Origin of the sequence: Nocardioides kribbensis (assembly GCF_015070375.1) — a bacterium.
In the GTDB taxonomy this organism is placed as follows: domain Bacteria; phylum Actinomycetota; class Actinomycetes; order Propionibacteriales; family Nocardioidaceae; genus Nocardioides; species Nocardioides kribbensis.
Genome location: NZ_JADCLL010000002.1, coordinates 548,875 through 575,189, shown reverse-complemented (window position 1 = coordinate 575,189; position 26,315 = coordinate 548,875). Strand labels below are relative to the sequence as shown.

Sequence of the window (26,315 nt, the reverse complement as noted above, 5' to 3'; positions counted from 1 at the left end):
CTCAGCCGGTGAGGTGGTGCACGTAGCACCAGCGCCAGCTCTCGTCCTCCTCCGCCGACTGCATCACCGCGTGGGTGGTCTCGTGGAAGTGCACGGTGGCGTGCTGCTGCGGTGAGGAGTCGCAGCAGCCGACGTGGCCGCACTCCAGGCACTGGCGCAGCGCCACCCAGGTCGTGCCGTCCTCCAGGCAGCGCGCGCACACCGGGTCCTGGGCCGTGAGGACCGCCGGGAAGCGCTCCAGGTCGGCGCACACCTCGCCCAGGCGGCGGCCGACGGCGGTGGCGCGCAGCTCCTCGCGCTCCTCGCTGGCCACGTCGAGCATCGACTCCTCGACGTCGAGCATGGCCAGCACGTCGGCCACGACCTCCGCGGGCACCGTGCCGCCGCTGCGGATCTCCAGCACCCGGCGGCGCTCCGCACCGATCATGGCCCGGCGCGCGCGGGAGTAGAGGTCGCTGGGCGACTCCTGGTCGCCGACGGTGGCCAGGCGCTCCCAGGCGGCGAAGTTGCGCTGGTCGAGGCGCTGGCGGATGAGGTCGACGGCGCCGTGCCGGTCGTCGTACTCCAGCCGGTCGAGCTCCTCCAGCGCCGCCTTGGAGGCCTGCTGGAGCAGGGTCGCGCGAGCGAGCGCGTCCTCGGCGGGGTCGGGCGAGGGCACCCGCAGCCGACGGGCCACCATCGGCAGCGTCAGCCCCTGCACGAAGAGGGTGCCGGCCACCACGGTGAAGGCGATGAGCAGGAGCACCTCGCGGTAGGGCGTGCCCTCCGGGACGACGAAGGCGGCCGCGAGCGTCACGACCCCGCGCATGCCGGCCCAGCCGAGCACGAAGGTGTAGGTCCACGGCGCGTCCTGGCCGAGGTCGGGGTCGGGTCCGGGGCGCACCAGCAGGTAGCGCGCCGGGAAGACCCACAGCAGCCGCAGCACGATCACCGCGGCCAGCGTCGCCCCGCAGACCGCCGCGATGCGCCCCAGCCCGATGTCGGAGTCGACCGCACCCTCGACGATCCACCACGCCTGGAGCCCGATGAGCAGGAAGACGGCGTTCTCCAGGACGAAGGCGATGGTGCGCCAGTTGAGCCGCTCCGCGATGCGCGACTGCGCGGTCTGCAGCACCGGCGCCTTGTGGCCCAGCAGCAGCCCGGCCACCACGACGGAGATCACGCCGGAGGCGTGGATCTCCTCGGCCAGCACGTACGCCGCGAAGGGCACGACCAGCGACATCGCCGAGTCGATGACCGGGTCGGTGATGCGCCGGCGCACCTTGCCGACCACGACGAAGAAGGCCAGGCCGACCAGGGCCCCGCCGCCCGCGGCGAGCACGAAGTCGAGCGCGACCCCGCCGGCGTCGAGGCCGCTGCCCGCCGCGACGGCCAGGGCCGTGCGCAGGAAGACCAGCGCGGTGGCGTCGTTGAAGAGCGACTCGCCCTCGAGGATCGTGACCACCCGCCGGGGCAGACCGATCCGGCGCCCGATGGCGGTGGCGGCGACCGCGTCGGGCGGGGCCACGACCGCTCCGATGGCCAGGGCCAGGGCCCACGGCAGGTCGGGCAGGAAGAGCCGTACGACGCAGGCCACGCCGGCGGCGGTGAAGACGACGAGCCCGACCGAGAGCAGCAGGATCGGTCGGCGGTTGGCGTTGAAGTCGACCAGCGAGGTCTGCTGGGCCGCGGCGTAGAGCAGCGGCGGGAGCAGGCCGAGGAGCACGACGTCGTGGTCGAGGTAGACCTGGGGCACCTGCGGCACGTAGGAGGCCGCCACCCCCACCGCGATCAGCAGGAAGGGCGCCGGCACCTCGAGCCGGTCGGCCAGCGCCGTGCACACCAGCACGCCGACGGCGAGTCCACACAGCAGCAGGGCGATCTCCACCGCCCCATCATCCCCCGGTGGCGGCCGGTGGCGTCAGTCCGCGGCCAGGCCGCGGATCCGGGCGTCGACCTCACGGCGGTCCTGGCGGGGCACGCGCACCTCGACGACCTCGATCCCGCCGGCGGGCGAGGCGAGCGCCTGCTCGAGCTCGGGCAGGCTCTCCACCCGCCAGTGGGGGGTGCGGGTCGCCGCGCAGAGGGCGGCGAGGTCGACGCCGTGCGGGGTGCCGAAGAGCCGCTCGAAGCGGTCGGCGTGCTCGGGGGCGCCCTGCTCGAGCGTGGCGAAGATCGACCCGCCGTCGTCGTTGACCACCACCAGGGTCAGGTCGGGCCGGGGCTCGTCGGGTCCCAGCACCAGGCCGTTGCTGTCGTGGAGGAAGGTGACGTCGCCCAGCAGGGCGATCGCCCGGGTGCTGTGCGGACGGCCCAGCGCGGCGCCGATCGCGGTCGAGACCATGCCGTCGATGCCGGCCAGGCCGCGGTTGGCGACCACGAAGCGGCGGGCGCCGACCCCGAAGCCGGTCTGCATGAGGTCGAGGTCGCGCACCGGGTTGGAGGGCCCGACGACGAGCAGCCCGCCGGGCGGGGTGGCCCGCACGACGGCCCCCGCCACGGCGTACGCCGTGAGCCCCGGCTCCGCGGCCACGAGCGCGTCGAGGCGCCGGGCGACCGCGCGGTCGGCCTCGAGCCACGCCTCGAGCCACGGCGTGCGCACCGGCCCCGCCGCGACCTCGGCGGTCGGGTCGGCGGCGGGATCGTCGGCGGGGTCGTCGGCGGGGTCGACCAGCTCGAAGCGGCCGCCGCCCAGCGGGCGGTCGACGCGGTAGGGCCGCGCGGGCCAGGCGCCGCGGCCGGGGGTGGCCCACACCTCGACGTCGTCGCGACCGAGCAGGCGCATCACCGGACGCGACAGCGTGGGGTGACCGACCACGACGACGCGCTCGACGCTGCGGGCGAGGTCGGTGTCGAGCAGCAGCCGGTAGCAGCGCAGCGCGTGGGTGCCGGTGCGCGAGCCGCTGGAGGGCTCGGCCAGCAGCGGCCAGCCGGCGCGCTCGGCGAGCTGGCGGGCGGGCGGGCCGGCGTCGTCGCCGGCGACGACCACGGTGCGCGGGCCGAGCGGGATGCGGTCGACCCCGGCGGGGCGCACCCGCGCGGGGCGCTCCCCCGGCACGACGCCCGGCCGCCACGGCGCGGCCGGGAGCAGCGGGTCGTCGAGCTGGACGTCGAGGTGCACCGGGCCCCACGGGTCGTCGAGCACGGGGACGTCGTCGGGACCGGCCAGGTCGTGGGTCGCGACCAGGGCGCCGAAGATGCCCACCTGGTCGGTGGTCTGGTTGGCGTCGGTGCCGCGCAGCCGCGCCGGGCGGTCGGCGGTCACGACGACGAGGGGCTGGCCGGCGTGGGCCGCCTCCAGCACCGCAGGGTGCAGGTTGGCCACGGCCGTGCCCGACGTGCACACCACCGCCGCCCGGGCCCCGGCCCGGGTCAGCCCCAGTGCGAGGAAGGCCGCCGAGCGCTCGTCGACGCGGGTGTGGAGACGCAGCAGCCCCGCGGTCGCCGCGTCGTGGACGGCGAAGGACAGCGGGGCGTTGCGCGACCCGGGGGCGACCACCACGTCGCGCACGCCGTGCAAAAGGAGGGCCGTCACCACCGCGCGCGCCAGCAGGGCCGAGGGCGGCTCGGTGGTCTCGGTGGGCCCGGTGGGCCCGGTGGGCTCGGCGTGGGTGCTCACGGACGTCGATCCTGCCGCAGCGCCCTGACCTCGGCCAGGCGCGCCTCCCAGTGCGCCACCCGCTCCGGCGGCGCCGCCCACCGCGCGAGCGCGTCCTCGTCGACCACGGTGCCGGGCACCCCGGGCGTGCCCGGCACCCGCAGCACCCCGTCGACGGGCACCAGGGGGTCGGCGACCAGGTCGCCGGTGAGCAGCTGCACGGTGGACAGGCCGCAGGCGTGCGGCAGCTCCGGCAGCGCCGCGGCCAGCGCGAGACCGGCGGCGATGCCCACCGAGGTCTCCAGCGCCGAGGACACCACGACGGGCAGGCCGATGTCCTCGGCGATGCGCAGGCACGCCCGCACCCCGCCGAGGGGCTGCACCTTGAGCACGGCCACGTCGGCGGCCTCGAGGTCGCGCACGCGGTAGGGGTCGGCCGCCCGGCGGATCGACTCGTCGGCCGCGACCGGCACGTCGACCCCGCGGCGCACCCGGGCCAGGTCCTCGACCGAGGCGCAGGGCTGCTCGACGTACTCCAGGCCGCCGGCGGCGCGGTCGAGCACCGGGATCGCGGCGAGGGCCTCCTCGAGGCTCCACAGGCCGTTGACGTCGATGCGCACGTGACCGCTCGGCCCCAGGGCGTCGCGCACGGCCTCGAGCCGGGCCTGGTCCTCGGCCAGGCTCGAGCCGGGGTCGGCGACCTTGACCTTGGCGGTGCGGCAGCCGCCGCGCAGCACCAGCGCGTGGGCCCGCTCGGGGTCGACCACGGGCACCGTCACGTTGACCGGCACCTCGGTGCGCACCGGCTCCGGCCAGTCGCCGGCGGCCGCCTCCTCGGCGCAGCGCAGCCAGGGCTCGGCGACGGCCGCGTCGTACTCCAGGAACGGGCTCCACTCCCCCCAGCCGGCCCGCCCCGGGTCGCCGTCGCCGGCCAGCAGCACGCCCTCGCGCACGGTGATGCCGCGGAAGCGGGTGGTCATCGGCACCGACCAGACGTGCCTCACGCCGGCCCGCCCGCCTCGACCAGCGCGCGCAGCCGCAGCCGGTCGGGCTTGCCGTTGGCCAGCATCGGCAGGTCGTCGAGGCCCACGAGCTGGCGCGGCGCCCACGCGCGCGGGTGGGCGCCCGCCACCCACGCGCGGGCGGCGTCGAGGTCGAGCGGTCCGACGACGAAGGCGACCAGCCGGTGGCCCCACTCCTCGTCGGGCACGCCGAGCACCTCGGCCGCCACCACGTCGGGGTGCTCGCGCAGCCGGGCCGCCACCGCGGGCGCGGGCACGTTGACCCCGCCGCTCACGACCACGTCGTCGAGGCGCCCGAGCACCTCGAGCCGGCCGTCGTCGTCGAGGCGGCCGGCGTCGGAGGTGAGGAACCACCCGTCGACCAGCACCTCGCGGGTCAGGTCGGGGTCGCCGTCGTAGCCCTCGAAGAGGGTCGGCCCGCCGAGCCGGACCCGCCCGTCGCGCTCCAGCGCCAGCGCGACGCCGTCGAGGGGCACCCCGTCGTAGACGCAGCCGCCCGCGGTCTCCGCCGAGCCGTACGTCGCCACCACGCGCACCCCGGCGGTCTCGGCGCGGTCGCGCAGGGCCGGGTCGAGCGGGCCGCCCCCGAGCAGCACGGTGTGGTAGCTGCGCAGGGCCCAGACGTCGTCGGGGTCGCCGAGCAGGCGGTGCAGCTGGGTGGGCACCAGGGAGACGAAGCGGTCGCCGCGCTCGGCGGCGCCGAGGGCGAAGGGCCCACGGCGCACGAGCTCGGCGGTGGCCGCGGCGAAGCCGTCGTGCTCCTCGAGCAGCACGGGGTCGTGGCCCGCGACCAGCGAGCGGCACACGACCTGCACGCCCGCGACGTAGGAGGCGGGCAGCGCCAGCAGCCAGGCGCCCGAGGAGCCGAGTCGTCGCTCGGTGGCGTGCACGGAGGCGAGCACCGCGCGGCGCGAGAGGGCCACGCGCTTGGGCCGCCCCGTCGACCCCGACGTCGTGACGACCAGCGGCTCGGGCTCGGCCGCGCCGGCCAGCCAGCCCCGCAGGGAGTCGACCACCTCGCGGGTCGTGCCGCCGATATCCACGCGACCGACCCTAGCCAGGCGTGATCCACTGCGGGGCGTGAGCACCCTGGTCGACGTCGCCCGGGCGGGAGCCCGGAAGGCGGCCCCGCCCACCCCGCTGGCCGGACGGCTCTCGGTGCAGTCGGTGCTCTACGCCATCGGCGACGGCACCTTCCTCACCGCGAGCGCCGTCTTCTTCACCCAGGTCGTGGGGCTCTCCGCCGCCCAGGTGGGCCTGGGCATCACCGTGGCCGGGGTGGTCTCGATGCTCGTCGCCGTGCCGGCCGGGCGCCTCGCCGACCGGCTGGGCCCCCAGCGCACCTGGGCGCTGGGCGCCCTCGGCACCGCCCTCATGTACGCCGTGTGGCCCTTCATCGACGGCTTCACCGCCTTCCTGGCGATGAGCGTCGTGCTGGAGGTCGTCAACGGGGCCGGCAACGCCGGGCGCGGCGCCTACGTGCTCGACCTGCTGCCGCGCGCGGAGCGGGTGCAATCACAGGCCTACATGTACTCCGCGCTCAACCTGGGCTTCACCCTCGGCGCCGCGCTGGGCGGGATCGCCCTGGCCTTCGAGGACGACTCGGTCATCCGCGCCCTGCCCTGGCTGACCGCGGTGCTCGTGGCGGCCAACGCCTGGTGGATCACCCGGCTGCCGGCCACCGCGCACCAGCACCGCCCCGACCCGCTCGTCGAGGCGGTCGAGGCCGCCCTCGAGGACCCGGAGCCGGTGGCACCCGCCCCCTCCGACGCCCGGGCGACCGGGCCCGGCGGGACGGTGCCCGGCGCGCTGCGCAACCGCGGCTTCCTGGCCACGTCGTTCTTCGGCGGGGTGCTCGACACCAACCAGGTGCTGCTGCACCTGGTCATCCCCCTCTGGCTGGTGGAGGAGACCGACGCGCCGCGCGTGCTGCTGGCGCTGCTCTTCGCCACCAACACGGTGATGTGCATCTTCCTGCCCATGCGGGCCGCGCGGGGGGTGCGCGACGTGAGCACCGCCCTGCGGGCGGCCCGCTTCAGCAGCCTCTTCTTCGTCGTGTCGTGCGTGATCACCCTGGTCACCCACGAGACCGTCGGCTGGGTCACCATCGCCCTGATCTGGCTGGGCCACGTCACCGTGACCGGCGCCGAGCTCTACCTCTCGGCCGCGAGCTGGTCCTTCGACTCCGAGCTCTCCGACCCCGACCGGCGCGGGGAGTACCAGGGCGCGCGCAATCTGGGCCGCCAGCTGGGCTACATCGGCGCCCCCGCCCTCTACACCTTCCTCGCCCTGGAGGTCGGCACCCTGGGCTGGCTGGCCATCGCCGCCATCGCCGTGGCCGCAGCCGCCGCCCTGCACCCCTCGGCCCGGGCCGCGCAGCGCTTCCTGGTGCGCCACGACCTCGACCCCGCCCGCTGAGCGGTCGCGCGGGCCGCGGCTGGTTGAATCCTCCGGTGGCCACCCCCTCCGACTGGATCGCCGGCGCGCGCCCGCGCACCCTGCCCGCCGCCGTCTCCCCGGTGCTCGCCGGCACGGGCGTCGCCGCCTTCGTCGACGAGGCGGTGTGGTGGAAGGCCGTGCTCGCCCTCGTGGTGAGCCTGGCGCTGCAGGTCGCGGTCAACTACGCCAACGACTACTCCGACGGCATCCGCGGCACCGACGACGACCGGGTCGGGCCGATGCGGCTGGTCGGGTCGGGCGCGGCGCCCGCCGCCGCGGTCAAGCGGGCCGCCTTCCTCGCCTTCGGCGTGGCCGGGGTCGCCGGGCTGGTGCTCGCGGCCACCACCGCCTGGTGGCTCGTCGCGGTCGGCCTGGTCAGCATCGTGGCCGCCTGGTACTACACCGGCGGCTCGAACCCCTACGGCTACCTCGGCCTGGGCGAGGTCATGGTCTTCGTCTTCTTCGGCCTCGTCGCCGTCGTCGGCACGACCTACGTGCAGACCGCGTCGCTGGCGGCCGGCGACCTCGCCGCGGCGCTCGCGGCCGCCGTCGGCATCGGTGCCCTGGCCTGCGCCATCCTCGTCGTCAACAACCTGCGCGACATCCCCTCCGACACCCTCGCCGGCAAGCGCACCCTCGCGGTCAAGCTCGGCGAGGGCCGCACCCGCCAGCTCTACGTCGGGCTCGTGGGGCTCGCGGCCCTGGCCGTCGTGGCGCTCGCCGCGCTCACCACCTGGTGGGCGCTGCTCGGTCTCGGCTTCCTCGTCGTGGCCGCCCGCGGGGTGCGCACCGTGCTCGGCGGGGCCGTCGGCCCGGGCCTGATCCCCGTGCTGGCCTCGACCGGGGCCGGCGAGCTGGCCTGGGCCGTGCTCACCGCCGCGCCGCTGCTCGTCCTCGCCTGACCCGGCGCTACCGGGCAGACCGGGCCTGACCTGGCCCGACCTACGCTGGCGGCATGGGTTTCCTGATCTTCGTCCTCGTCGTGGTCGCCGCCGTCGCCGCCTGGAAGTTCCGGGTGCCGCTGATGGCGAAGGTGCTCGGGCAGTCCGAGAGCCGCGTGCAGCGCTCGATCGACCGCCGCAAGCGCTGAGCCCCCGCCTCGCGGGCGCCGGCCGGGTCGGCCGCGCGCGAGGTGGGACGTGGGCGCCGGATCAGGCGCGGGGCGCCTCGCCGGCGTCGCTGCGCCGCTGCTCGTCCTCGGCGTCCTCGGCGTCCTCGCGCGCCTTGATCTCCTCGAAGCGGCTGGCCGCGCGGCGGGCCCGCTCGTCGACGCGCCGGGCGAAGGCCTCGCGCGGGCCGTTGAGCAGGAAGTAGGAGCCGATGCCGCTGATGACGAAGGCGAGCACGAAGGACCACAGCAGGTTGGCCTGACCGGCGACGCTGAGCCACACGCCCATGACGACGGCCAGCGACGCCGCGAAGAGCACCAGGCGCAGGGCGGTGTAGACGACGAACTCCTTCACGCCCCCAGGGTAGCCCGCGCCCGGCACCGGCCCCGAGGCGACCGCTCGCGGTCGCGGGCCCGGTGACCACCGGGCACCTACGCTGGAGGGGTGCTCAAGTTCCTGCTGGTGATCGCCGTCTTCGCCCTCGCGACGTACCTCACGATCCGCGTCATCCAGCGCCGCGGCCTGCTCGAGCAGGGCCCGCAGCGCCCCTCGGCGCGGCCGTCGCGGCCCGCACCCAAGGGCCCCAAGCCCAAGCCCCGCATCGTCGCTCCCGACGACGACGAGGACTTCCTGCGCGACCTCGACCGCAAGCGGCTGCACCCCGACGACCCGGACAACCCGCCCGCGACCACCTGAGCCGCGACCTCCTGAGCCGCCCCACGGGCGCTCGCGCGGGCGCCGCCCGTCAGGGCGGACCGCAGGAGGTCAGGCCCCGCCGGCCAGGACCGGCGCCTCGGCGACCACGGGGGCCGGCTCCGGGGCGGCGTAGCTGTGCTGGGAGGTCGTGGAGAAGAAGTTGATCCCGATGAAGTTGAACCACAGGGTGGCGGTGCCGAGCAGCGCGAGGTAGGCGGCGTTGCGGCCCTTCCAGCCGGCCGTGGAGCGGGCGTGGAGGTAAGCGGCGTAGACGACCCAGGTGATGAACGCCCACACCTCCTTCGGGTCCCAGTTCCAGTAGTTCGACCAGGCCTGGTGGGCCCAGATCGGGCCGGTGATGAGCACCGCGAAGGTCCACACCGGGAACGCGAAGGCGTGCAGGCGGTAGGACACCCGGTCGAGCACGGCCAGCGACGGCACCCGCGAGAGGTAGCCGGTGGACGACTCGCGGCCCTTGGTGATCGAGCGCTCCTTGAGCAGGTAGAGCACCGAGCAGATGCCGCCCAGGCTGAAGGCGCCGGTCGCGATCACGGCCGAGACCACGTGGATGACCAGCCAGGGCGAGTTCAGCGCCTCGGTGAGCGGGGAGACCGGGGCGTAGAGCCAGATGACGTCGACCATGAGCAGCACGAGCACGAAGCCGACGACCAGCGGGGCCATCCAGCTCAGCCCGAGGCGCCGGCGCATCACGACGTAGAGCAGGGTCACCACGAAGGTGCCCGAGAGCGTGAACTCGTACATGTTGCCCCACGGCACCCGGTTGGGGTCGGCGGCCATCCCGCGCGCGAGCAGCGAGACGGCGTGCACCAGGCCCGCGACCACGGTCAGCGAGAAGCCGATGCGGCCGAAGAGGTCGATGCGGTGCTCGTGGTCGGGGCCCTCGGACCCCGCGGCCGGCTCGGCGCTCGCGCCGTACGCCGGGGCGGCCGGGCCGCCCGCGCCGACCGTCGTGGTCTCCCGCGCGCCGGCCTCCACGGGCACCTTGCGCAGCGCGCTCCACTCGACCAGGTGGGCCAGCAGGGCCAGGAAGTAGACCAGCCCTGCGGCGGCCACGGCCTGGTTGCTCAGGGCCTCCCATGCACTGTCGCTCACGACGTCTTCTCCTCGGTGGTTGCGGGTCCGGCGCCGTCGGCACCGGGGGTGTGGCCGGGGGTGGCCCCGGGACGGAGGTCGGCGACCAGCTGCTGGAGCACGACGCCCACGTCGCCGCCGCCGGAGCGGTCGAGCGCGGCCACCTCGACCAGTGTGCTCCCCCCCTCGCGACGCGCCCGCAGCCAGACGCGACGCGGGCGGATGAAGAGGGAGCCGAGCAGGCCGAGCAGGGCCAGGCAGACGCCGATGAGGGCGACCTCCTTGCCGGGGGTCTGGCTGATCTGGATGCGGTTCCACCGCTCGAGGCCCTCGAAGGTCACCGTGCCCAGCCCGTCGGGCAGGGTCTCGGTCTGGCCCTCCTGCAGGTCGAGGCGGAAGGGCGAGCCGTCGGCCTTGGTGACCAGCTCGGCGTCGGCCTTGTCGAGCACGTAGACCGACTGCGACTGGCCCTGGTCGAGGCCGAGGTCGCCGGTGTAGACCTGCATCGACAGCGTGGGGTTGTTGGCCTCGCCCATGACATTGACCGGGTCGCCCTCCACGTTGATGAAGGTGGGGTAGAACAACCCCTCCAGGCCGATCTGCCCCGGCTGGGCGTCGGCGGCCTTGACCACGCCGAAGGACAGGAAGTCGGGGCTCTGCGGCAGGAAGATCGTCGGCCCGCTGTAGACCTCGTTGCCCTCGCCGTCGCGCACCGTGATGACGGGGGCGTAGCCGTGGCCGATGAGGAAGATCTCGGTGTCGTCGATCTGCAGCGGGTGGTTGACGCGCAGGTCGTACTCGGTGGGGGCGTCGTCGAGGCCCTCGACGTAGGAGACGTGGCTGACGAAGCCGCGGGCCTGGCCCTGGGCCGGGCCGCTGTCGAGCCAGTCCACGTCGAAGGAGTCCACGTCGAAGGCGAAGTCGTCGAGCTGGTCGGCCCCGAAGAGCGTGCCGGGCACGAAGTCGTCGTACTGCGTGAGCCGGTTGGTGAAGCCGGCGTCGTCGCCGACGAGCAGGATCACGCCGCCCTTGTAGCCCAGCAGGCTGCCCACGGCGAAGCCGACCAGCACCACCACCACCGAGAGGTGGAAGACCAGGTTGCCGGCCTCGCGCAGGTAGCCGCGCTCGGCGCTCACGGCGTCCTCGCCGTCGCGGGCCGGGCGCACGCGGTAGCCCCGCTTGGCCAGCAGGCGCCGGGCGCGCTCCTCGACCTCCGCGACGTCCTCGTCGGTGGTGTAGCTGGTGCTGTCGGGCAGCCGGGTCAGGTTGCGCGGGGCCGCCGGCGGCACGGCGCGCAGGCCGCGCCAGTAGTGGAACGTGCGCGGGATGATGCAGCCGATGAGCGAGATCATCAGCAGGATGTAGATCGCCGCGAACCACGGCGAGCCGTAGACGTCGAAGAGGCTCAGCCGCTCGTAGATCGGCGTGAGCGTGGGGTGGGCGTCCTTCCAGTTCGACGTCTTGAGCGCGTCGACGCCCTCCTGCGGCACGATCGAGCCCGGCACGGCGGCCAGGGCCAGCACCAGCAGGAGGATGAGCGCGGTGCGCATCGAGGTGAGCTGCCGCCAGCCGAAGCGCAGCAGCTCGCCCAGGGTCAGCTCGCCGGCCCGCCGCGGCGGGGGCGTGGCGCCGGAGGCGCGCTCCTTCGTCGCGGTGCTCACACGCTCACCTGGTAGCCCGAGACGAGGTGGATCTGGAGCCAGGCGACCATCTCGCCCCAGGCACCGGTGAGCAGGAGCACGCCCACCAGCAGCAGCATGCCGCCGCCGATGCGGGTGACGACCTGCTGGTGGCGGCGCACGAAGGCCAGCGCGCCGAGCGCCCGGCGCCACACGAGCGCGGCGACGATGAAGGGCAGGCCCAGGCCGAGGGAGTAGAGCCCCATCAGCAGGCCCCCGCGGGCGGCCGTGCCCTCGTTGAAGGCGAGGGTGAAGATGACGCCCAGGGTCGGGCCCATGCAGGGCGCCCAGCCGACGCCGAAGAGGAAGCCCAGCACCGGAGCGGCGGCCAGGCCGACCGCGGGCACCTTGTGCACCCGCAGGTCGCGGGCCAGGAAGGGCACCAGCCCGAGGAAGGCCAGGCCCAGCACGATGGTGACCACGCCCAGCACGACCTCGAGCAGCCGCTGGTTGACGATCAGCCAGCCCCCGACCGAGCCGCTGGCCATGCCGATGAGCACGAACACCACCGAGAAGCCGAGCACGAAGAGCACCGCGCCCGCGAGCATGCGCCCGCGGCGCACGTCGCCGCTGGCGATGTCGGCGCCCGAGAGCCCCGTGGCGTAGGAGAGGTAGCCGGGCAGCAGCGGCAGCACGCAGGGCGAGAAGAACGAGACCAGCCCCGCGATGACCGCCACCGGGACGGCGAGCAGCAGCGAGCCGGAGAAGGCCGTCTGGCCGAACCAGTCACCCACGCCTCAGCCCTCCTCGACGACCGTCTCGACCACGTCGAGGAGGGTCTGCTTGCTCGGGATCTCGCCGCTGATCACCGCGGCCACCCGGCCCTCGGTGTCGAGCACCGCGGTGGAGGGCATCGTCTGGGGTGCGACCGAGCCCGAGAAGGCCAGCAGCGCCCGCCCGTCGGGGGCGTAGATCGAGGGGTAGTCGACGCCGCGCGCCCGCTCGAAGGTCGCCGCCTGCGTGGCGCTGGTGTCGCGGATGTTGATGCCGACGAAGTCGACGCTGTCGCCGAGCTCGCGGTCGGCCTCGGTCAGCAGCGGCATCTCGGTGCGGCAGGGCCCGCAGCCGCTCCACCACACGTTGACCACCGTCACGGTGCCCGGCTCGATGCTGACCGTGCCGCCCGTGGTCGTGGGCTGGTCGCGCAGCACCACGGGGTCCTCGCGCTCGTCGGGGGCGTACTCGGAGACCGCGCCCCCGCCCTGGATGTAGGTGACCCCGTCGTCGGTGCCGCGCAGCGACGAGCAGCCCGCGGTGCCGAGCACCACCGAGCAGGCCAGGGCCAGGCCGGCCGTGAGCCGGCGCGCGCGAGGGGTCATGACGGCTTCGACTCCTCCGTGGTGCCGCCGGCGGAGAAGGGCGCCGACCGGTCGCCGACCGGGATCAGGTCGCCGGCGGGCTCGGAGTAGGAGACCTGGGTCAGCCGGTCGCCCACGAAGTGCAGCGAGGTCAGCGAGCACAGCGTGCAGGTGCGGCTCTTGGGGTGGTGGAGGAAGGAGCGCTTCTCCGCGGCCAGCCGGGTGGTCCAGATGGGCAGCTGGTGGGAGACCACGACCGCCTCGTGACCGGCCGCGGCGATCCGCGCGTCGTGGACCGCCGACATCATCCGCGCGACGATGTCGGTGTAGGGCTCGCCCCAGGACGGCTTCCAGGGGTTCCACAGGTGGCGCCACGTCGCGGGGTTGCGCAGGGCGTTCCTGCCCGCCCCGAACTGCTCGCCCTCGAACTTGTTGGTCGACTCGATGACCCGCGGGTCGGTGACGACGTCGAGGCCACGGGCCTGCGCCAGCGGCTGCGCCGTCTCCTGGGCCCGCTCCAGCGGCGAGACCCGCAGGTGGACGATGTCGCGGTCCTTGATCGTGTCGGCGACCTTCTCGGCCATCCGCACCCCGAGCGCGGAGAGGTGGAAGCCGTCGCGGCGTCCGTAGAGCACGCCCTCGGGGTTGTGCACCTCGCCATGGCGCATCAGGTGGACGATCGTGTCGGGGCTGCTCATGCGACGCTCCTCGCGGCGGCGGCCGCACGGGCGGCGTGGGGCAGGGCGTCGAGCACGGTCTGCACGGCGCGGTCGTCGTGGGCGGCGGAGAGGAACCACGCCTCGTAGGCCGACGGCGGGAGGTAGACGCCGCGCTCGAGCATCGCGTGGAAGAAGGCGGCGTAGGCGGGGGCGTCGGTGCGCGAGGCGTCCTCGAAGTCGCGGACCGGGCCCTCGGTGAGGAACACCGAGAACATCGTGCCGGTGGCCTGCACGACGTGCGGCAGGCCGACCGTCGTCAGCGCCTCGGCGGCCGCGACCTTGATCGTCTCGGCGGCGGCGCCGATGTGGGCGTAGACCTCGTCGGTGGCCAGGCGCAGCGTGGCCAGACCGGCCGTGGTCGCGACCGGGTTACCCGACAGGGTGCCGGCCTGGTAGACCGGCCCCTCGGGCGAGAGCTGCGACATCACGTCGGCTCGACCCCCGAAGGCCGCCGCCGGGAAGCCCCCGCCCATCACCTTGCCGAAGGTGATCAGGTCAGGGCGCCAGCCCTCGGCCTTGCCGTCGAGGCCCCACTGGCCCTCGCGGGTCACGCGGAAGCCGGTCATCACCTCGTCACTCACGAAGAGCGCGCCGTGGCGGGTGCAGGTCTCGGCCAGGAAGCGGTTGAAGCCCGGCTCGGGGGGCACCACGCCCATGTTGCCCGGCGAGGCCTCGGTGACCAGGCAGGCGATGCGGTCGCCGTGCTCGGCGAAGACCTTCTCCACCGCCGCCCGGTCGTTGTAGGGCAGCACCAGCGTCAGCTCGGTCGAGGAGGCCGGCACGCCGGGGGTGCCCGGCACGGCGAAGGTGGCGAGACCCGAGCCGGCCGAGGCCAGCAGGGCGTCGACGTGGCCGTGGTAGCACCCGGCGAACTTCACGACGACGTCGCGACCGGTGAAGCCGCGGGCCAGCCGGATGGCCGACATGGTGGCCTCGGTGCCGGAGGAGACGAAGCGGACCTTGTCGACCGGCGTGCGCGCGACGATCTCCTCGGCCAGCAGGACCTCGGGCTCGGTCGGGGTGCCGTACGACGTGCCGCGCGCCACCGCGGCCTGCACCTGCGCCATCACCTCGGGGTGGGCGTGGCCCAGCAGCATCGGGCCCCAGGAGCAGATGAGGTCGACGTAGTCGTTGCCGTCGACGTCGGTGAGCCAGGCCCCGCTGGCCGAGCGGATGAAGCGGGGGGTGCCTCCGACTGCGTTGAAGGCGCGCACCGGGGAGTTCACACCACCGGGGGTCACCGCGTGGGCCCGGGCGAAGAGCTCTCCGGAGGCCGTGGGCGGTGCGGGCGGGTGGGCGTCGGTGGGTGCGGGACTCACGACCTCATCATCCCTCGCGGCGCCAACGACACGAAGTCGCGGCGGGCCCGGGGCGACCAAGCCGTGACCGGGAGCACACCGAACCACCTGCCGGACACCTCCGCGGCACGCCGGAGGGGGCGTTTGCGGGCCGACCGGGCCGGGGAGGCTGCCCGGGCGGACGGAGAATGTGACCCACGCGACGGATCCCGGGATTCCTACCGGTCCGTAACCTGGACGTGACATCCTCCGTTAGGTCCGTCACAGGTGCTTGAGGGAGCACGACGAGCGACACCACCGGGAGACGAGAAGCATGGCAGCGAAGAAGACCGCACGCGTCAAGAGCATGACCGCCCTGGTCCCGCTCGCGCTCGTGTCGGCGGCCTGGACCGCCTCTCTGGTCGGCCCCGCGGCCACCACCGTCCCCGTGTCGGCCGAGCTCGCCGACCCCACCTCCCTGCCCGACGGCTCGACCGTGCCGGCGCAGGCCATCGAGGCGCCGGCCTCGGTCTCCGGCGGCGGCTCCCTCGCCGGGCTCGCCGACGGCCTCGACGGCCGCCGCGCCCAGCAGGCCGTCTCCACCGCCTCCAGCTCCGGCATCCCGTCGGCCGCGCTCGCCGCCTACCAGCGCGCCGAGACCGTCATCAACGCCGCCGACAAGTCCTGCAACCTGCCCTGGCAGCTGGTCGCGGCCATCGGTCGCGTCGAGTCCAACCACGGCCAGTACGCCGGCAACACCCTCGACGCCGACGGCGTCGCCCAGCCCGGGATCTACGGCATCGCCCTCAACGGGCGCAACAACACCCAGGCCATCTCCGACACCGACGCCGGCGAGCTGGACAACGACACGCAGTGGGACCGCGCCGTCGGCCCGATGCAGTTCATCCCGTCCACCTGGCGCTCGGTCGGCGTCGACGCCGACGGCGACGGTCGGCGCGACCCGCAGGACGTCGACGACGCCGCGCTCGGCACGGCGGTCTACCTCTGCTCCGGCAGCGACGACCTGTCGACCACCGCGGGCCAGGAGGCCTCGGTCTTCCGCTACAACCGCTCCGACGACTACGTGCAGCTCGTGCTGTCGATCATGGACGCCTACACCGACGGCGACTACACCTCGGTGCCGAGCTCGACCACCGCGGCCGGCGTGATCATGCCCGACCCCGACTACACCCCGCCGAAGCCGCCGCCGGCCCGCGGCCCCAGCCAGGGCGGCGGCCAGCCGCAGGCGCAGCCGCAGCAGCCCCAGGTCGACTCGACCCCGCAGGCCGAGGAGCCGGCTCCCACCACCCCGCCGAAGGGCGACGGCGGGCCCACCGGCCCGACCAACCCCACCAACCCCGGTGGGGGCGGCAACGGCCCGCAGCTGCCGGTGCCCGACCTCCCCGACCTGCCCGAGACCGGCGTCGAGCCCGTCGATGATGTGCTCACCGTGGCCCAGGCGATCGTGCAGTGCACCCTCGAGGGCCTGCTCGACAACCCGCTGAGCAGCACCGACAAGTTCGACCAGTGCGTCGAGGACTACACGACGCCCTGAGCGTGCCCGGGGCCCGCTCGGCCCCCGGTCCGACCCCTGCCCCACCGGCGGGGCCGGCCCGGGCACGAGGTCAGCGGCGCAGCAGCCGGGCCGCCTCGGCGGCCCAGTAGGTGAGCACCACGTCGGCGCCGGCGCGCCGGATCGAGGTCAGCGTCTCCAGGATCGCGGGCTCGCGGTCGATCCAGCCGCGCGCGGCGGCCGCCTCGACCATGGAGTACTCCCCCGAGATGTTGTAGGCCGCCACCGGCACCCGCACGGCGTCGCGCACCTGCCGCAGCACGTCGAGGTAGGCCAGCGCCGGCTTCACCATCACCATGTCGGCGCCCTCCTCGACGTCGAGGAGCGCCTCCCGCACGCCCTCGCGGGCGTTGGCGCCGTCCTGCTGGTAGGTGCGCCGGTCGCCCTGCAGCGAGGAGTCCACGGCCTCGCGGAAGGGTCCGTAGAAGGCGGAGGCGTACTTCGTGGAGTAGGCCAGGATCGACACGTCGGTGTGCTCGGCGGCATCGAGCGCCTCGCGGATGACCCGCACCTGGCCGTCCATCATGCCGCTGGGGCCGACCATGTCGACGCCGGCGTGGGCCTGGGCGCGCGCCATCTCGGCGTAGATCGCCAGGGTGCGGTCGTTGTCGACGCGCCCGTCGGGGGTGAGCACCCCGCAGTGGCCGTGGTCGGTGAACTCGTCGAGGCACAGGTCGCTCATGACGGTCAGGGCGTCGCCCACCTCGCCCACCACGTCGGTGATGGCCAGGTTGAGGATCCCCGCGGGGTCGAGCGCACCTGAGCCGGTGGCGTCCTTGTGCTCGGGCACGCCGAAGAGCATCACCCCGCCCAGGCCGAGCTCGGCGGCCTCGGCGACCGCGCCGAGCAGGCTCGAGCGCGAGTGCTGCACGACGCCGGGCATCGAGGAGATCGGCACGGGCTCGGAGAGCCCTTCGCGCACGAAGAGCGGCAGCACGAGCTGGCGCGGCTCCAGGGAGGTCTCCGCGACCATGCGGCGCAGGGCCGGCGTCGTGCGCAGCCGCCGGGGCCGGATGGTCGGTCCGGCCACCGGCGGGTGGACGACGGGGTCCGTCGGGCCCCCGGGCGCGGCCGGGCTCACTCCGCGCGGACCTTGCGCGAGCGCGCCGACGGCTTGCGGTCGGAGGGCCGCGTGACGGCCTGGCCCTGCTCCACCATGGCGGCCCGGCGCGCGGCGCCGAAGTCGGCCAGCGCGTCGACCAGCTCCTCGACGTCGGGCTTGGGCGACATCACGTCGACGCGCAGCCCGTGCTCCTCGGCGGTCTTGGCCGTGGCGGGGCCGATGACGCCGATCACCGTGGAGGGGTGCGGCTTGCCGGCGATGCCGACCAGGTTGCGCACCGTGGAGGAGGAGGTGAAGACCACGGCGTCGAACTTGCCGGTCTTGATGGCGTCGCGGGTCGGCGCCGGCGGCGGGGTCGCGCGCACCGTGCGGTAGGCCGTGACGTCGTCGCACTCCCAGCCCAGGTCGATCAGGCCGGCCACGAGGTTCTCGGTGGCGATGTCGGCGCGGGGCAGGAAGACCCGGTTGATCGGGTCGAGGACGTCGTCGTACTCGGGCCAGTCGGCCAGCAGGCCGGCGGCCGACTGCTCACCGGAGGGCACCAGGTCGGCCCTCAGGCCCCAGGCCGCGATCGCGGCCGCGGTCTTGTCGCCGACCGCGGCGATCTTGAGCCCGGAGAAGGCGCGGGCGTCGAGGCCGTACTCCTCGAACTTCTCGCGCACGGCCTTGACGGCGTTGACCGAGGTGAAGGCGATCCACTCGTAGCGGCCCTCGACCAGGCCGCGCACGGCCTTGTCCATCTGCAGCGGGTTGCGCGGCGGCTCCACCGAGATCGTCGGGACCTCCTCGGGCACCGCGCCGTAGCCGCGCAGCCGGGTGGAGAGGACGCCGGCCTGGTCCTTGGTGCGCGGCACGAGCACGCGCCAGCCGAAGAGCGGCTTGGTCTCGAACCACGACAGCGTCTCGCGCAGGTCGACGACCTTGCCGATGACCGTGACGGCCGGCGGGCTCATCCGGGCGGCGCGCGCGTCGGCGGCGATGTGCTCCAGCGTCGAGCAGACCGTCGACTGGGTCGTGGTCGTGCCGACGCGGGTCATGGCGACCGGCGTCGAGGCCGGGCGACCGGCGGCCATCAGGGCCTTGCTGATCTCGCCGATCATGCCGACGCCGGAGAGCAGCACGAGGGTGCGGTCGTCGGCGTACTGGCTCCAGTCGACGCTGGCGTCGCACGTGACCACGGCGACCTCGCGGTGGTCCTTGGTGGTCAGCGGGATGCCGGCGTAGGCGGGCACGGCGCTGACCGAGGAGACGCCCGGCACGATCTCGAAGCCGAGGCCGGCCCTGGCGCAGGCCTGCGCCTCCTCGGGGCCGGAGGCGTAGAGGAAGGGGTCCCCGGTCATGAGGCGCACCACGCGGCGACCGCGCTTGGCCTGCTTGACGACGACCTTGGCGCGCGCGGCGTGGGTCAGCGGCTGGCCGTCCTCGCCGAAGCCGCCGTCGACCATCTCGGGCCCGACCGGCTCGGGGGCGGGCTCGCCGTCGACCGGCTCCACGGGCTCGGGCAGGCCGAGCAGCGTGCGCACGAGCGCGACGTGCTCGGGGGACTCGGTGACGACCACGTCGGCCTGGCGCACGAGGTCGACGGCGCGCACGGTCAGCAGGTCGGGGTCACCCGGGCCGCTGCCGACGAACGACACCCAGCCCCGGCTCGGGCTGGTCGTGGCGCTGGTCTGGCTGGACTTGGCTCGCGTCATGCTCATGAGTCCCTGTCTGGATCGGTATCGATGGCTGGGCCTGGCTGGTCCAGCTGTCCTGCCCCGTCGGCGAGCATCTCCTGCGCCAACCGGGTGCCGACGCCGACGGCGTCGGAGGTGCTCCCGGATGCGGACTTCCGCACCGAGAGGGTTCCGTCGAGCGAGAGCGCCACGGCCCTCACCCACAGCTCGTCGCCGTCCTCGCCCTCGACGACGTCCGCGAGGGCGCCGATGGGGGCCGAGCAGCCGCCCTCGAGGGTGGCCAGGACGGCGCGCTCCGCCTCGACCGCGGCCCGGGTGGGGGCGTGGTCGAGCGCGGCCAGGTCGGTGGCGAGGGGGTCCTCGGCGCGGCACTCCACGGCCAGCGCGCCCTGCCCGGGGGCGGGCAGCACCTGCAGCGGGTCGAGCACCTCGCTGACCTCCTCGAGCCGGTGGATCCGGGCCAGCCCGGCCCGCGCCAGGACGACGGCGTCGACGTCGCCCGCGCGCACCTTGGCGATGCGCGAGTCGACGTTGCCACGGACGCCGACGACGTCCAAACCGAGGCCGAGCGCGTGCAGCTGGGCGGCGCGGCGCGGCGAGCCCGTGCCGACCCGGCTGCCGACCGGCAGCTCGCCGAGGGTCAGCCCGTCGCGGCCCACGACGACGTCGCGCGGGTCCTCGCGCTCGGGTACGGCGACCAGCGCGATGCCGGCGGCGGGGTAGGTGGGGAGGTCCTTGAGCGAGTGGACGGCCACGTCGACGTCGCCGCGCAGCAGGGCGTCGCGCAGGGCGCCGACGAAGACCCCGGTGGAGCTCGACTGCACCAGCGGGGTGCCGGCGGCCTGGCTGCGGTCGCCCTCGGTGGTGACCTCGACGAGCACCACCTCGCGGCCCAGCAGGTCGCGGACCAGGTCGGCCACGGTGCCGGCCTGGGTGGTGGCCAGCAGCGAGCGGCGCGTGCCCACGCGCACGGGGGCGCTCACGCCGAGCCCCGGCGGGCGTCGTCGGGCACGGCGGGGCGGGTCACGGCCGAGACCGCCTCGGGGTCGAGGGCGAAGAGCTCGGCGAGCGCCGCGGCGTAGGAGACCGCGCCGGCCTCGTTGGCCAGCTCGCGCACGCGCACGGTCGGCTCGTGGAGCAGCTTGTCGGCCACCCGGCGCACCGTGTGGAGGATCTCGGCGCGCGCCGCCTCGTCGAGGTCGGGCAGGCGGTTGCCCAGCCGGGTCATCTCCGCGTCGACGACCGAGGTGGCCATCGAGCGCAGCGCGACCACGGTCGGGGTGACGCTGGCCTGGCGACGCGCGGTGAGGAAGGCCGCGACCTCCTGCGTCACGATGCTGCGCACGGCGGCGACCTCCAGGCCCGCGTCGGAGTCCTGCACCTCGGAGGCCAGCTCGGCGAGGTTGACCAGGGTGACGCCCGGCAGGTCGGCCACCGCGGGGTCGACGTCGTGGGGCAGCGCGAGGTCGAGCAGCACCAGCGGGCGGCCGTCGGGCCGCGCCGCCTCGACCATGTCGCGGGTGACGAGCACTCCGGTGGCGCCGGTGCACGTGACGACCACGTCGGCGTGGGCGAGCTCGGCGCCGAGCTCCGAGAGCGAGGCGGGGCGCGCGTCGTACTCGCGGGCCAGGCGGCGGGCGCGCTCGGGGGTGCGGTTGAGCACGACGACCTCGCCGGCCTCCAGCCGGCTCACCGTGGCCACCGACAGCCCGGCCATGGCCCCGGCGCCGAGCACCAGCACGCGGCGGCCGGCGACCTCGCCGATCTCGTCGCGGGCGCGCGCGAGCGCGGCGGTCACCAGCGAGGGGGCGGCCTGGTCGATGTCGGTCTCGGCGCGCGAGCGCTTGCCGACGCGCAGGGCCTGCTGGAAGAGCACGTTGAGGGAGGTGCCGACCGTGCCGAGCTCCTGGCCCAGGCGCAGCGCCTCGCGGGTCTGGCCGAGGATCTGGCCCTCGCCGACCGCCATCGAGTCGAGGCCGGCCGCGACCTGGAAGAGGTGGGAGACCGCGCCGTCGTCGTAGTGCACGTAGAGGTGCGGCAGCATCGTCTCGGTCGCCTCGCCCGCGCGGTCGACCAGCAGCGTCGACAGCTCCTCGACCGAGCCGTGGAAGCGGTCGACGTCGGCGTAGACCTCGAGCCGGTTGCAGGTGGAGATGACGGTGGCCTCGGTGACGTGGTCGCACGAGGCGACGTCGTGGACGAGCTTGGCCACCCCGTCGCGGTCGAGCGCCACCTGCTCCAGCAGCGAGACCGGGGCGGAGTTGTGGGAGATCCCCACGACCAGGACGCTCATGCCGTCTCCTCTCGGACCAGCTCGTGGTGAGCCGGGTCGCCGGGGCCCGTCGTCGCGGGCGTCGCCTCGCCCTGGGCCTTGCGCTGCTCGTGGTAGGCGAGGATCTGCAGCTCGATGGACAGGTCGACCTTGCGCACGTCGACCCCCGTGGGCACCGACAGCACGGTCGGTGCGAAGTTCAGGATGCTGGTGATGCCGCAGCCGACCATGCGGTCGGCGACGTCCTGGGCGGCCACGGCCGGGGTCGCGATGACGCCGATCGCCACGCCGTGCTCGCGCACGATCGCCTCCAGGTCGGCGAAGGGGCGCACGTCGATGCCGGCGACGACCTCGTCGTGGCGGCTGGGGTCGGCGTCGAGCAGGGCCACCACCCGGAAGCCACGGCTGCGGAAGCCGGAGAAGTTCGCCAGCGCGTGGCCCAGGTTGCCGATGCCGACGATGACGACGGGCCAGTCCTGCTCCACGCCGATCTCACGGGCGATCTGGTAGCGCAGGTAGTCGACGTCGTAGCCGACGCCGCGCGTGCCGTAGGAGCCGAGGTAGGACAGGTCCTTGCGCAGCTTGGCGCTGTTGACGCCGGCCGCGCCGGCCAGCTCCTCGCTGGAGCAGGTGCGGGTGCCGGCCTCCACGAGGCTCGTGAGCGCGCGCAGGTACACGGGGAGTCGCGCCACGGTGGCCTCGGGGATGTCCCGGGACGCCTCGGGGGAAGTCCGTGCGGTCACTGCTCTGTCTCCATGCCCAGCCGCGGACGGCGGGGGCCTGACAGCCCGGATTCGCTTCGCGGCGAATTCACTGTAGGAGTTTGTGAACGGGAGAACAAACCGGCCGTACGCCGCTCCCGCGGCCCGCCCGCCACCTCTCCCGCGCCGTGCCGCGGGGCCTCGCGCCGCACGGGCGCGACCCGGGCTAGCACATGTGAGATGACCCACGCGCACGGGGTCGGTCCTGGGCGGGCCGCGGCGACCCCGGGCGGGTCAGCCCCGGGTGAGCGCGGCCCGCAGCCGGGTCGGGTCGACGCGCCAGAAGTCGTGGCGCCGACCGTCGACCGTCGTGACCGGCACCTCGTCGCCGTACGCCTCGACGAGGGCGGGGTCGTCGTCGATCCACACCTCCTCGAACTGCTCGCCGAGCTCGGCGCACACCTGCGCCACGACCTCGCGCGCCTGCTCGCACAGGTGGCAGCCCGGCCGCGAGTAGATCCGCACCCGCGGCGCCGCAGGGCTCGCGGGGCTCACGGGGCCGACCCCTCGGCCCGGCGGCGCTCGGCGGCGCGCAGCACGCCCTTCTGCACCTTGCCGGTCACCGTCAGCGGGAGCGCGTCGACGACCTCGATGCGGGTCGGGCGCTTGAAGCGGGCCAGGCGCAGGTCGCAGCGGAAGCGGATCGCGGCCACGACCTCCTCGGGCACCTGCCCGGGCGCGCGCACGTAGGCGACGACCGTCTCGCCCGTGGCGGGGTCGGGGCTGGCCACGACGGCCACCTCCCGCACGCCGACGACCTCGCGCACGACGTCCTCGACCTCGGCGGGGTAGACGTTGAAGCCCGACACGATGACGACCTCCTTGACCCGGTCGACGAGGAAGAGGTCGCCGCTCGCGTCGAGGAAGCCGACGTCGCCCGAGGCCCACCAGCCCTCGGCGTCGGGCCCGTCGCTGCCGTCGGGCCAGTAGCCGCTGAAGAGGTTGGCGCCGCGCAGGTGGATCTCGCCGGGGTCCTCGCCCTCCGGCGTGCCACCGGCCTCGTCGACCAGGCGCAGCTCGATGCCGGGCAGGGCCGCGCCGACCGAGCCGGCCTGGAGGCGCCGGCTGCACAGCGTGCTGGTGACGATCGGCGCCGCCTCGGTCAGCCCGTAGCCCTGGTGCACGACCACCCGGGTGCGGCCGAACACCTCCTCCACCAGCTCCGGCGCGAGGGGGGCCGCCCCGGAGAGCAGCAGGCGGACGGGTCCGAGCCGCTCCTCGAGGTGCTCGTCGTGGCGCCAGGCCGCGAAGACCGGCGGCGCCACGGGCACGACGCTGCACGCCTGGTCCTCGATCAGGTCGAGCGCGTCGAGCGGGTCGAAGCGGTCGACCAGCACCAGCTTGGCGCGGTGGCGCAGCACCCCGCCGAGCACGGCGTTGAGGCCGTAGACGTGGAAGAGCGGGAGGGCGCCGAGCACGACGTCGTCGCCGTGGATCATCGGCGGGTCCACCGCCGCGACCTGCTCGAGGTTGGCCCGCAGGGCGCGGTGGCTGAGCATCGCGGCGCGCGGGCGGCCGGAGGTGCCGCTGGTGTAGAGCAGCACGGCGAGGGCCTCGGGGTCGCGCAGGGGTGGGTGGGGCCTCGAGGGCGCGGAGGCCCGCAGGTGGTCGTAGGACCGCTCGCCCGGTCGCAGCGTGGCCCCCACGACGACCACCCGCGGGCGACGGGCCCGCGCCAGCACCTCGGGGGGCACGGGCGGCGAAGTGTCGCCGGTGGGGTCGGCGGGGTCGGCGGGGTCCTGCACGTCGAGCAGCGCGGTCAGCCGGGCCACGGCCTCGCGGACCCGGGTGACCGAGCCGGCGTCGGCGAGCACCATGCGCGAGCCGCTGTCGGCGAGCGTGCGCACCAGCTCGTCGCGACTGCCCCGGGGGTTCACGGGCACGACCACGGCCTGCACCCGCAGGGCCGCGAGGTAGGCGACCACGAACTCGATGCGGTTGCCGAGGGCCAGCATGATCCGGTGCCCGGCCACGACACCGGCGGCCCCGAGGCCGGTGGCGACGCGCCCGACCTCGTCGTCGAGCTCGGCCCAGGTGACGCCGCGGGCCTCCGGGCCCTCGGCCTCGACGACGGCCAGCTTGTCGGGGCTGCGGCTGGCGGCCAGGCCGAGCAGGCCGCTGAGACCCGCCTCGGAGGCGGCGTCGGACGGCGTCGGCATGCGGGCGATCTTCCCACACGGCGCAGGGTGGGAGACCGACGCCACATCTCCTAGTCTGGTCTCGTGACACCCCCGGCCGAGCGGCGCACGCTCCCCAACCTGCAGCAGCGCTCGACGCTGGCCGGCGAGGCAGCGGCCGCGGCCGCCGAGGTGGAGACCGCCCTGCACATGCCGGCCGACCCGCTGCGTGCGGCCTTCTTCGACGTCGACAACACCGTGATGCAGGGCGCGAGCATCTTCCACCTGGCCCGCGGGCTGCACCGGCGCAAGTTCTTCACCACCCGCGAGATCGTCGGGGCCGCCTGGAAGCAGGCCTACTTCCGGGTCGTGGGCGTGGAGGACCCCGACCACGTCGCCGAGGCCCGCAACTCCGCGCTCGGCTTCATCGCCGGTCACACCGTGACCGAGCTGGAGGAGCTCAGCGAGGAGATCTTCGACGAAGCCATGGCCCACCGCATCTGGCCCGGCACCCGTGCCCTCGCCCAGCTCCACCTCGACCAGGGGCAGCGGGTCTGGCTGGTCACGGCCGCACCGGTCGAGATCGCCCGCATCATCGCGCGACGGCTCGGGCTGACCGGCGCGATGGGCACGGTGGCCGAGACCGAGGACGGCGTCTACACCGGTCGCCTGGTGGGCGACATGCTGCACGGCCCGGCCAAGGCCGAGGCGGTGCGCGCCCTGGCGACCCGGGAGGGCCTCGACCTCTCCCTGTGCTCGGCCTACTCCGACTCTTTCAACGACCTGCCGATGCTCTCGATGGTCGGCGACGCCTGCGCCATCAACCCCGACTCCCGGCTGGCCCACCACGCCCGCGAGCAGGGCTGGCGCGTCCGCGACTACCGCACCGGGCGCAAGGCCGCTCGCGCCGGACTGCTCGTCGGTGCCGCCGCCGGGGCCGTCAGCGGCACCGTCGCCGCCGGCGTCGCGGTGCGCGGCCGCCGCGGCTGACCCTCCGGAGTCGTCGGCGCCGCTGCCGGCGTCGGCACCGTCCGACCCGGAGATGTAACTCCGTGTCACATTTCATTTGCCCGATTCCATTCCCACCGGCTCCGCGGCGTCCTACCATCGAGTGGCTCTGTGGGGGAGCACGTGGGGAGGACGCAGCGACATGCCGTGGGACGCCGATGACGTCGCGCGCGGGCTCGACGCCCTGCGCGCCGCGGTCGCGACCCTGCTGGCCCCCGCCCCCCTCCTGGCCCCCGACGGCCCCGCCTGGTCCGCCCTGCGCACCGAGGCGGCCGGCGCCGACGACCGTCACGGGGTCCCCGGGCCCGGGGGACCCGGAGGCTTCGGCGACGGCGACCTGGCCACGTCGTCGGAGGAGTCGGAGGCCGACCGCACGCGCCTCATCGCGCTGGTCGAGCTGGCCCGCGGCGGCGACAGCGAGGCCTTCGGCCTGCTCTACGACCACTACCACGTCGCGGTCTACCGCTTCCTCTACTACCGCACCCGGTCCTCCTCGCTGGCCGAGGACCTCACCTCCGAGACCTTCTTCCGGGCGCTGCGGAGCATGCAGAACTTCCGCTGGCAGGGCAAGGACTTCGGCGCCTGGCTGATGACCATCGCGCGCAACCTGGCCACCGACCACTTCAAGGCCGGTCGCACCCGCCTCGAGCTGACCACCGAGGACATGGGTCAGCACGACGACGCGACCGAGAGCCCGGAGGCCACCGTGCTCGCGGGCCTGACCAACGAGATGCTGGTGACCGCGCTCGGCGAGCTCCCCGACGAGCAGCGCGACTGCCTGGTGATGCGCTTCCTGCAGGGCATGAGCATCGCCGAGACCGCAGCCGTGCTCGGCCGCAGCGACGGCGCGATCAAGCAGCTCCAGCTGCGCGGCGTGCGCAACCTGGCCAAGCTGATGCCCGAGGGGATCCGCGACTGATGACCGCCTCCGCCGCCT

The 26,315-nt window shown here is 74.7% G+C and carries 25 protein-coding genes; 7 read left to right on the top strand and 18 right to left on the bottom strand.

The window, feature by feature from the left end; genetic code table 11:
• Position 1: 1 nt before the first annotated feature.
• Genes IR170_RS08285 through IR170_RS08270 form a run of 4 tightly spaced genes read right to left on the bottom strand, consistent with a single transcriptional unit; the run spans position 2 to position 5,642 of the window.
• Positions 2-1,867, bottom strand: coding sequence for a Na+/H+ antiporter (locus tag IR170_RS08285; protein WP_193661971.1), 1,866 nt, complete (start codon positions 1,865-1,867; stop codon positions 2-4).
• 33 nt (positions 1,868-1,900) lie between these two features.
• Complete coding sequence (menD, locus tag IR170_RS08280) at positions 1,901-3,598, bottom strand: 2-succinyl-5-enolpyruvyl-6-hydroxy-3-cyclohexene-1-carboxylic-acid synthase (protein WP_193661970.1); 1,698 nt, start codon at positions 3,596-3,598, stop codon at positions 1,901-1,903.
• The gene (locus IR170_RS08275) at positions 3,595-4,581 is read right to left on the bottom strand and encodes an o-succinylbenzoate synthase (protein ID WP_193661969.1); all 987 of its coding nucleotides are present in this window, start codon (positions 4,579-4,581) and stop codon (positions 3,595-3,597) included. Before IR170_RS08275 ends, menD begins: the two co-directional genes overlap by 4 nt.
• Entirely contained in the window at positions 4,578-5,642 is a 1,065-nt protein-coding gene (locus IR170_RS08270; protein WP_319804972.1) for an AMP-binding protein, read from the bottom strand. Before IR170_RS08270 ends, IR170_RS08275 begins: the two co-directional genes overlap by 4 nt.
• Before the next feature lie 37 nt (positions 5,643-5,679).
• On the opposite strand from IR170_RS08270, the gene IR170_RS08265 reads away from it, so the two are divergent.
• From IR170_RS08265 to IR170_RS19910, 3 genes are read left to right on the top strand one after another with little or no spacing between them, the layout of a single operon-like run.
• Complete coding sequence (locus IR170_RS08265) at positions 5,680-7,017, top strand: MFS transporter (RefSeq protein WP_319804971.1); 1,338 nt, start codon at positions 5,680-5,682, stop codon at positions 7,015-7,017.
• Between the two features lie 35 nt (positions 7,018-7,052).
• Positions 7,053-7,940 (top strand): 1,4-dihydroxy-2-naphthoate polyprenyltransferase, encoded by an 888-nt coding sequence (locus tag IR170_RS08260; RefSeq protein ID WP_193661968.1) that lies wholly within the window; start codon positions 7,053-7,055, stop codon positions 7,938-7,940.
• A gap of 53 nt (positions 7,941-7,993) precedes the next feature.
• Positions 7,994-8,128: a hypothetical protein gene (locus IR170_RS19910; RefSeq protein ID WP_264674774.1), complete on the top strand. Its 135-nt coding sequence runs from the start codon at positions 7,994-7,996 to the stop codon at positions 8,126-8,128.
• A gap of 61 nt (positions 8,129-8,189) precedes the next feature.
• Here the strand turns inward: IR170_RS19910 and IR170_RS19905 are convergent, their stop codons facing one another.
• Positions 8,190-8,501, bottom strand: coding sequence for a DUF4229 domain-containing protein (locus IR170_RS19905; protein ID WP_056864840.1), 312 nt, complete (start codon positions 8,499-8,501; stop codon positions 8,190-8,192).
• Between the two features lie 90 nt (positions 8,502-8,591).
• Here IR170_RS19905 and IR170_RS08250 point away from each other — a divergent pair, with 90 nt between their 5' ends.
• Positions 8,592-8,843 carry a hypothetical protein gene (locus tag IR170_RS08250; protein WP_193661967.1) on the top strand — a complete coding sequence of 84 codons (252 nt, stop codon included), beginning with the start codon at positions 8,592-8,594 and terminating at the stop codon, positions 8,841-8,843.
• Between the two features lie 69 nt (positions 8,844-8,912).
• Here IR170_RS08250 and ccsB read toward each other — a convergent pair whose 3' ends face one another.
• The 6 genes from ccsB to hemL are packed head-to-tail and all read right to left on the bottom strand — an operon-like array spanning position 8,913 to position 14,950.
• A complete protein-coding gene (gene ccsB, locus IR170_RS08245; protein WP_193661966.1) occupies positions 8,913-9,956 on the bottom strand; it encodes a c-type cytochrome biogenesis protein CcsB in 1,044 nt (347 codons plus the stop codon).
• Positions 9,953-11,596: a cytochrome c biogenesis protein ResB gene (resB, locus tag IR170_RS08240; RefSeq protein ID WP_228942714.1), complete on the bottom strand. Its 1,644-nt coding sequence runs from the start codon at positions 11,594-11,596 to the stop codon at positions 9,953-9,955. The genes ccsB and resB overlap by 4 nt, the downstream gene beginning before the upstream one ends.
• On the bottom strand, positions 11,593-12,348 hold the full coding sequence (locus tag IR170_RS08235) for a cytochrome c biogenesis CcdA family protein (RefSeq protein ID WP_056864843.1): 756 nt from the start codon (positions 12,346-12,348) through the stop codon (positions 11,593-11,595). Before IR170_RS08235 ends, resB begins: the two co-directional genes overlap by 4 nt.
• A 3-nt stretch (positions 12,349-12,351) precedes the next feature.
• Positions 12,352-12,933 (bottom strand): TlpA disulfide reductase family protein, encoded by a 582-nt coding sequence (locus IR170_RS08230; protein WP_193661965.1) that lies wholly within the window; start codon positions 12,931-12,933, stop codon positions 12,352-12,354.
• Positions 12,930-13,610: a histidine phosphatase family protein gene (locus IR170_RS08225; RefSeq protein ID WP_056864845.1), complete on the bottom strand. Its 681-nt coding sequence runs from the start codon at positions 13,608-13,610 to the stop codon at positions 12,930-12,932. Before IR170_RS08225 ends, IR170_RS08230 begins: the two co-directional genes overlap by 4 nt.
• Positions 13,607-14,950: a glutamate-1-semialdehyde 2,1-aminomutase gene (hemL, locus tag IR170_RS08220; protein WP_193661964.1), complete on the bottom strand. Its 1,344-nt coding sequence runs from the start codon at positions 14,948-14,950 to the stop codon at positions 13,607-13,609. Before hemL ends, IR170_RS08225 begins: the two co-directional genes overlap by 4 nt.
• Before the next feature lie 292 nt (positions 14,951-15,242).
• On the opposite strand from hemL, the gene IR170_RS08215 reads away from it, so the two are divergent.
• Positions 15,243-16,463: a lytic transglycosylase domain-containing protein gene (locus IR170_RS08215; RefSeq protein ID WP_193661963.1), complete on the top strand. Its 1,221-nt coding sequence runs from the start codon at positions 15,243-15,245 to the stop codon at positions 16,461-16,463.
• A gap of 70 nt (positions 16,464-16,533) precedes the next feature.
• On the opposite strand, the gene hemB is transcribed toward IR170_RS08215, so the two are convergent.
• From hemB to IR170_RS08180, 7 genes are all read right to left on the bottom strand, one after another.
• Positions 16,534-17,511 (bottom strand): porphobilinogen synthase, encoded by a 978-nt coding sequence (gene hemB, locus IR170_RS08210; RefSeq protein ID WP_193661962.1) that lies wholly within the window; start codon positions 17,509-17,511, stop codon positions 16,534-16,536.
• A gap of 47 nt (positions 17,512-17,558) precedes the next feature.
• Positions 17,559-19,238, bottom strand: coding sequence for a bifunctional uroporphyrinogen-III C-methyltransferase/uroporphyrinogen-III synthase (locus IR170_RS08205; protein WP_193662129.1), 1,680 nt, complete (start codon positions 19,236-19,238; stop codon positions 17,559-17,561).
• Positions 19,239-19,240: 2 nt separating this feature from the next.
• Positions 19,241-20,203: a hydroxymethylbilane synthase gene (gene hemC, locus IR170_RS08200; RefSeq protein WP_056864849.1), complete on the bottom strand. Its 963-nt coding sequence runs from the start codon at positions 20,201-20,203 to the stop codon at positions 19,241-19,243.
• Positions 20,200-21,513, bottom strand: coding sequence for a glutamyl-tRNA reductase (locus IR170_RS08195; protein ID WP_193661961.1), 1,314 nt, complete (start codon positions 21,511-21,513; stop codon positions 20,200-20,202). Before IR170_RS08195 ends, hemC begins: the two co-directional genes overlap by 4 nt.
• Entirely contained in the window at positions 21,510-22,235 is a 726-nt protein-coding gene (locus tag IR170_RS08190) for a redox-sensing transcriptional repressor Rex (RefSeq protein ID WP_193661960.1), read from the bottom strand. The genes IR170_RS08195 and IR170_RS08190 overlap by 4 nt, the downstream gene beginning before the upstream one ends.
• Before the next feature lie 252 nt (positions 22,236-22,487).
• A complete protein-coding gene (locus IR170_RS08185) occupies positions 22,488-22,748 on the bottom strand; it encodes a glutaredoxin family protein (RefSeq protein WP_193661959.1) in 261 nt (86 codons plus the stop codon).
• Entirely contained in the window at positions 22,745-24,412 is a 1,668-nt protein-coding gene (locus IR170_RS08180; protein ID WP_193661958.1) for an AMP-binding protein, read from the bottom strand. Before IR170_RS08180 ends, IR170_RS08185 begins: the two co-directional genes overlap by 4 nt.
• Positions 24,413-24,475: 63 nt before the next feature.
• On the opposite strand from IR170_RS08180, the gene IR170_RS08175 reads away from it, so the two are divergent.
• Complete coding sequence (locus IR170_RS08175) at positions 24,476-25,360, top strand: HAD family hydrolase (RefSeq protein WP_200919146.1); 885 nt, start codon at positions 24,476-24,478, stop codon at positions 25,358-25,360.
• A 160-nt stretch (positions 25,361-25,520) separates the two neighbouring features.
• Entirely contained in the window at positions 25,521-26,297 is a 777-nt protein-coding gene (locus IR170_RS08170) for a sigma-70 family RNA polymerase sigma factor (RefSeq protein WP_193661957.1), read from the top strand.
• Positions 26,298-26,315: the final 18 nt, after the last annotated feature.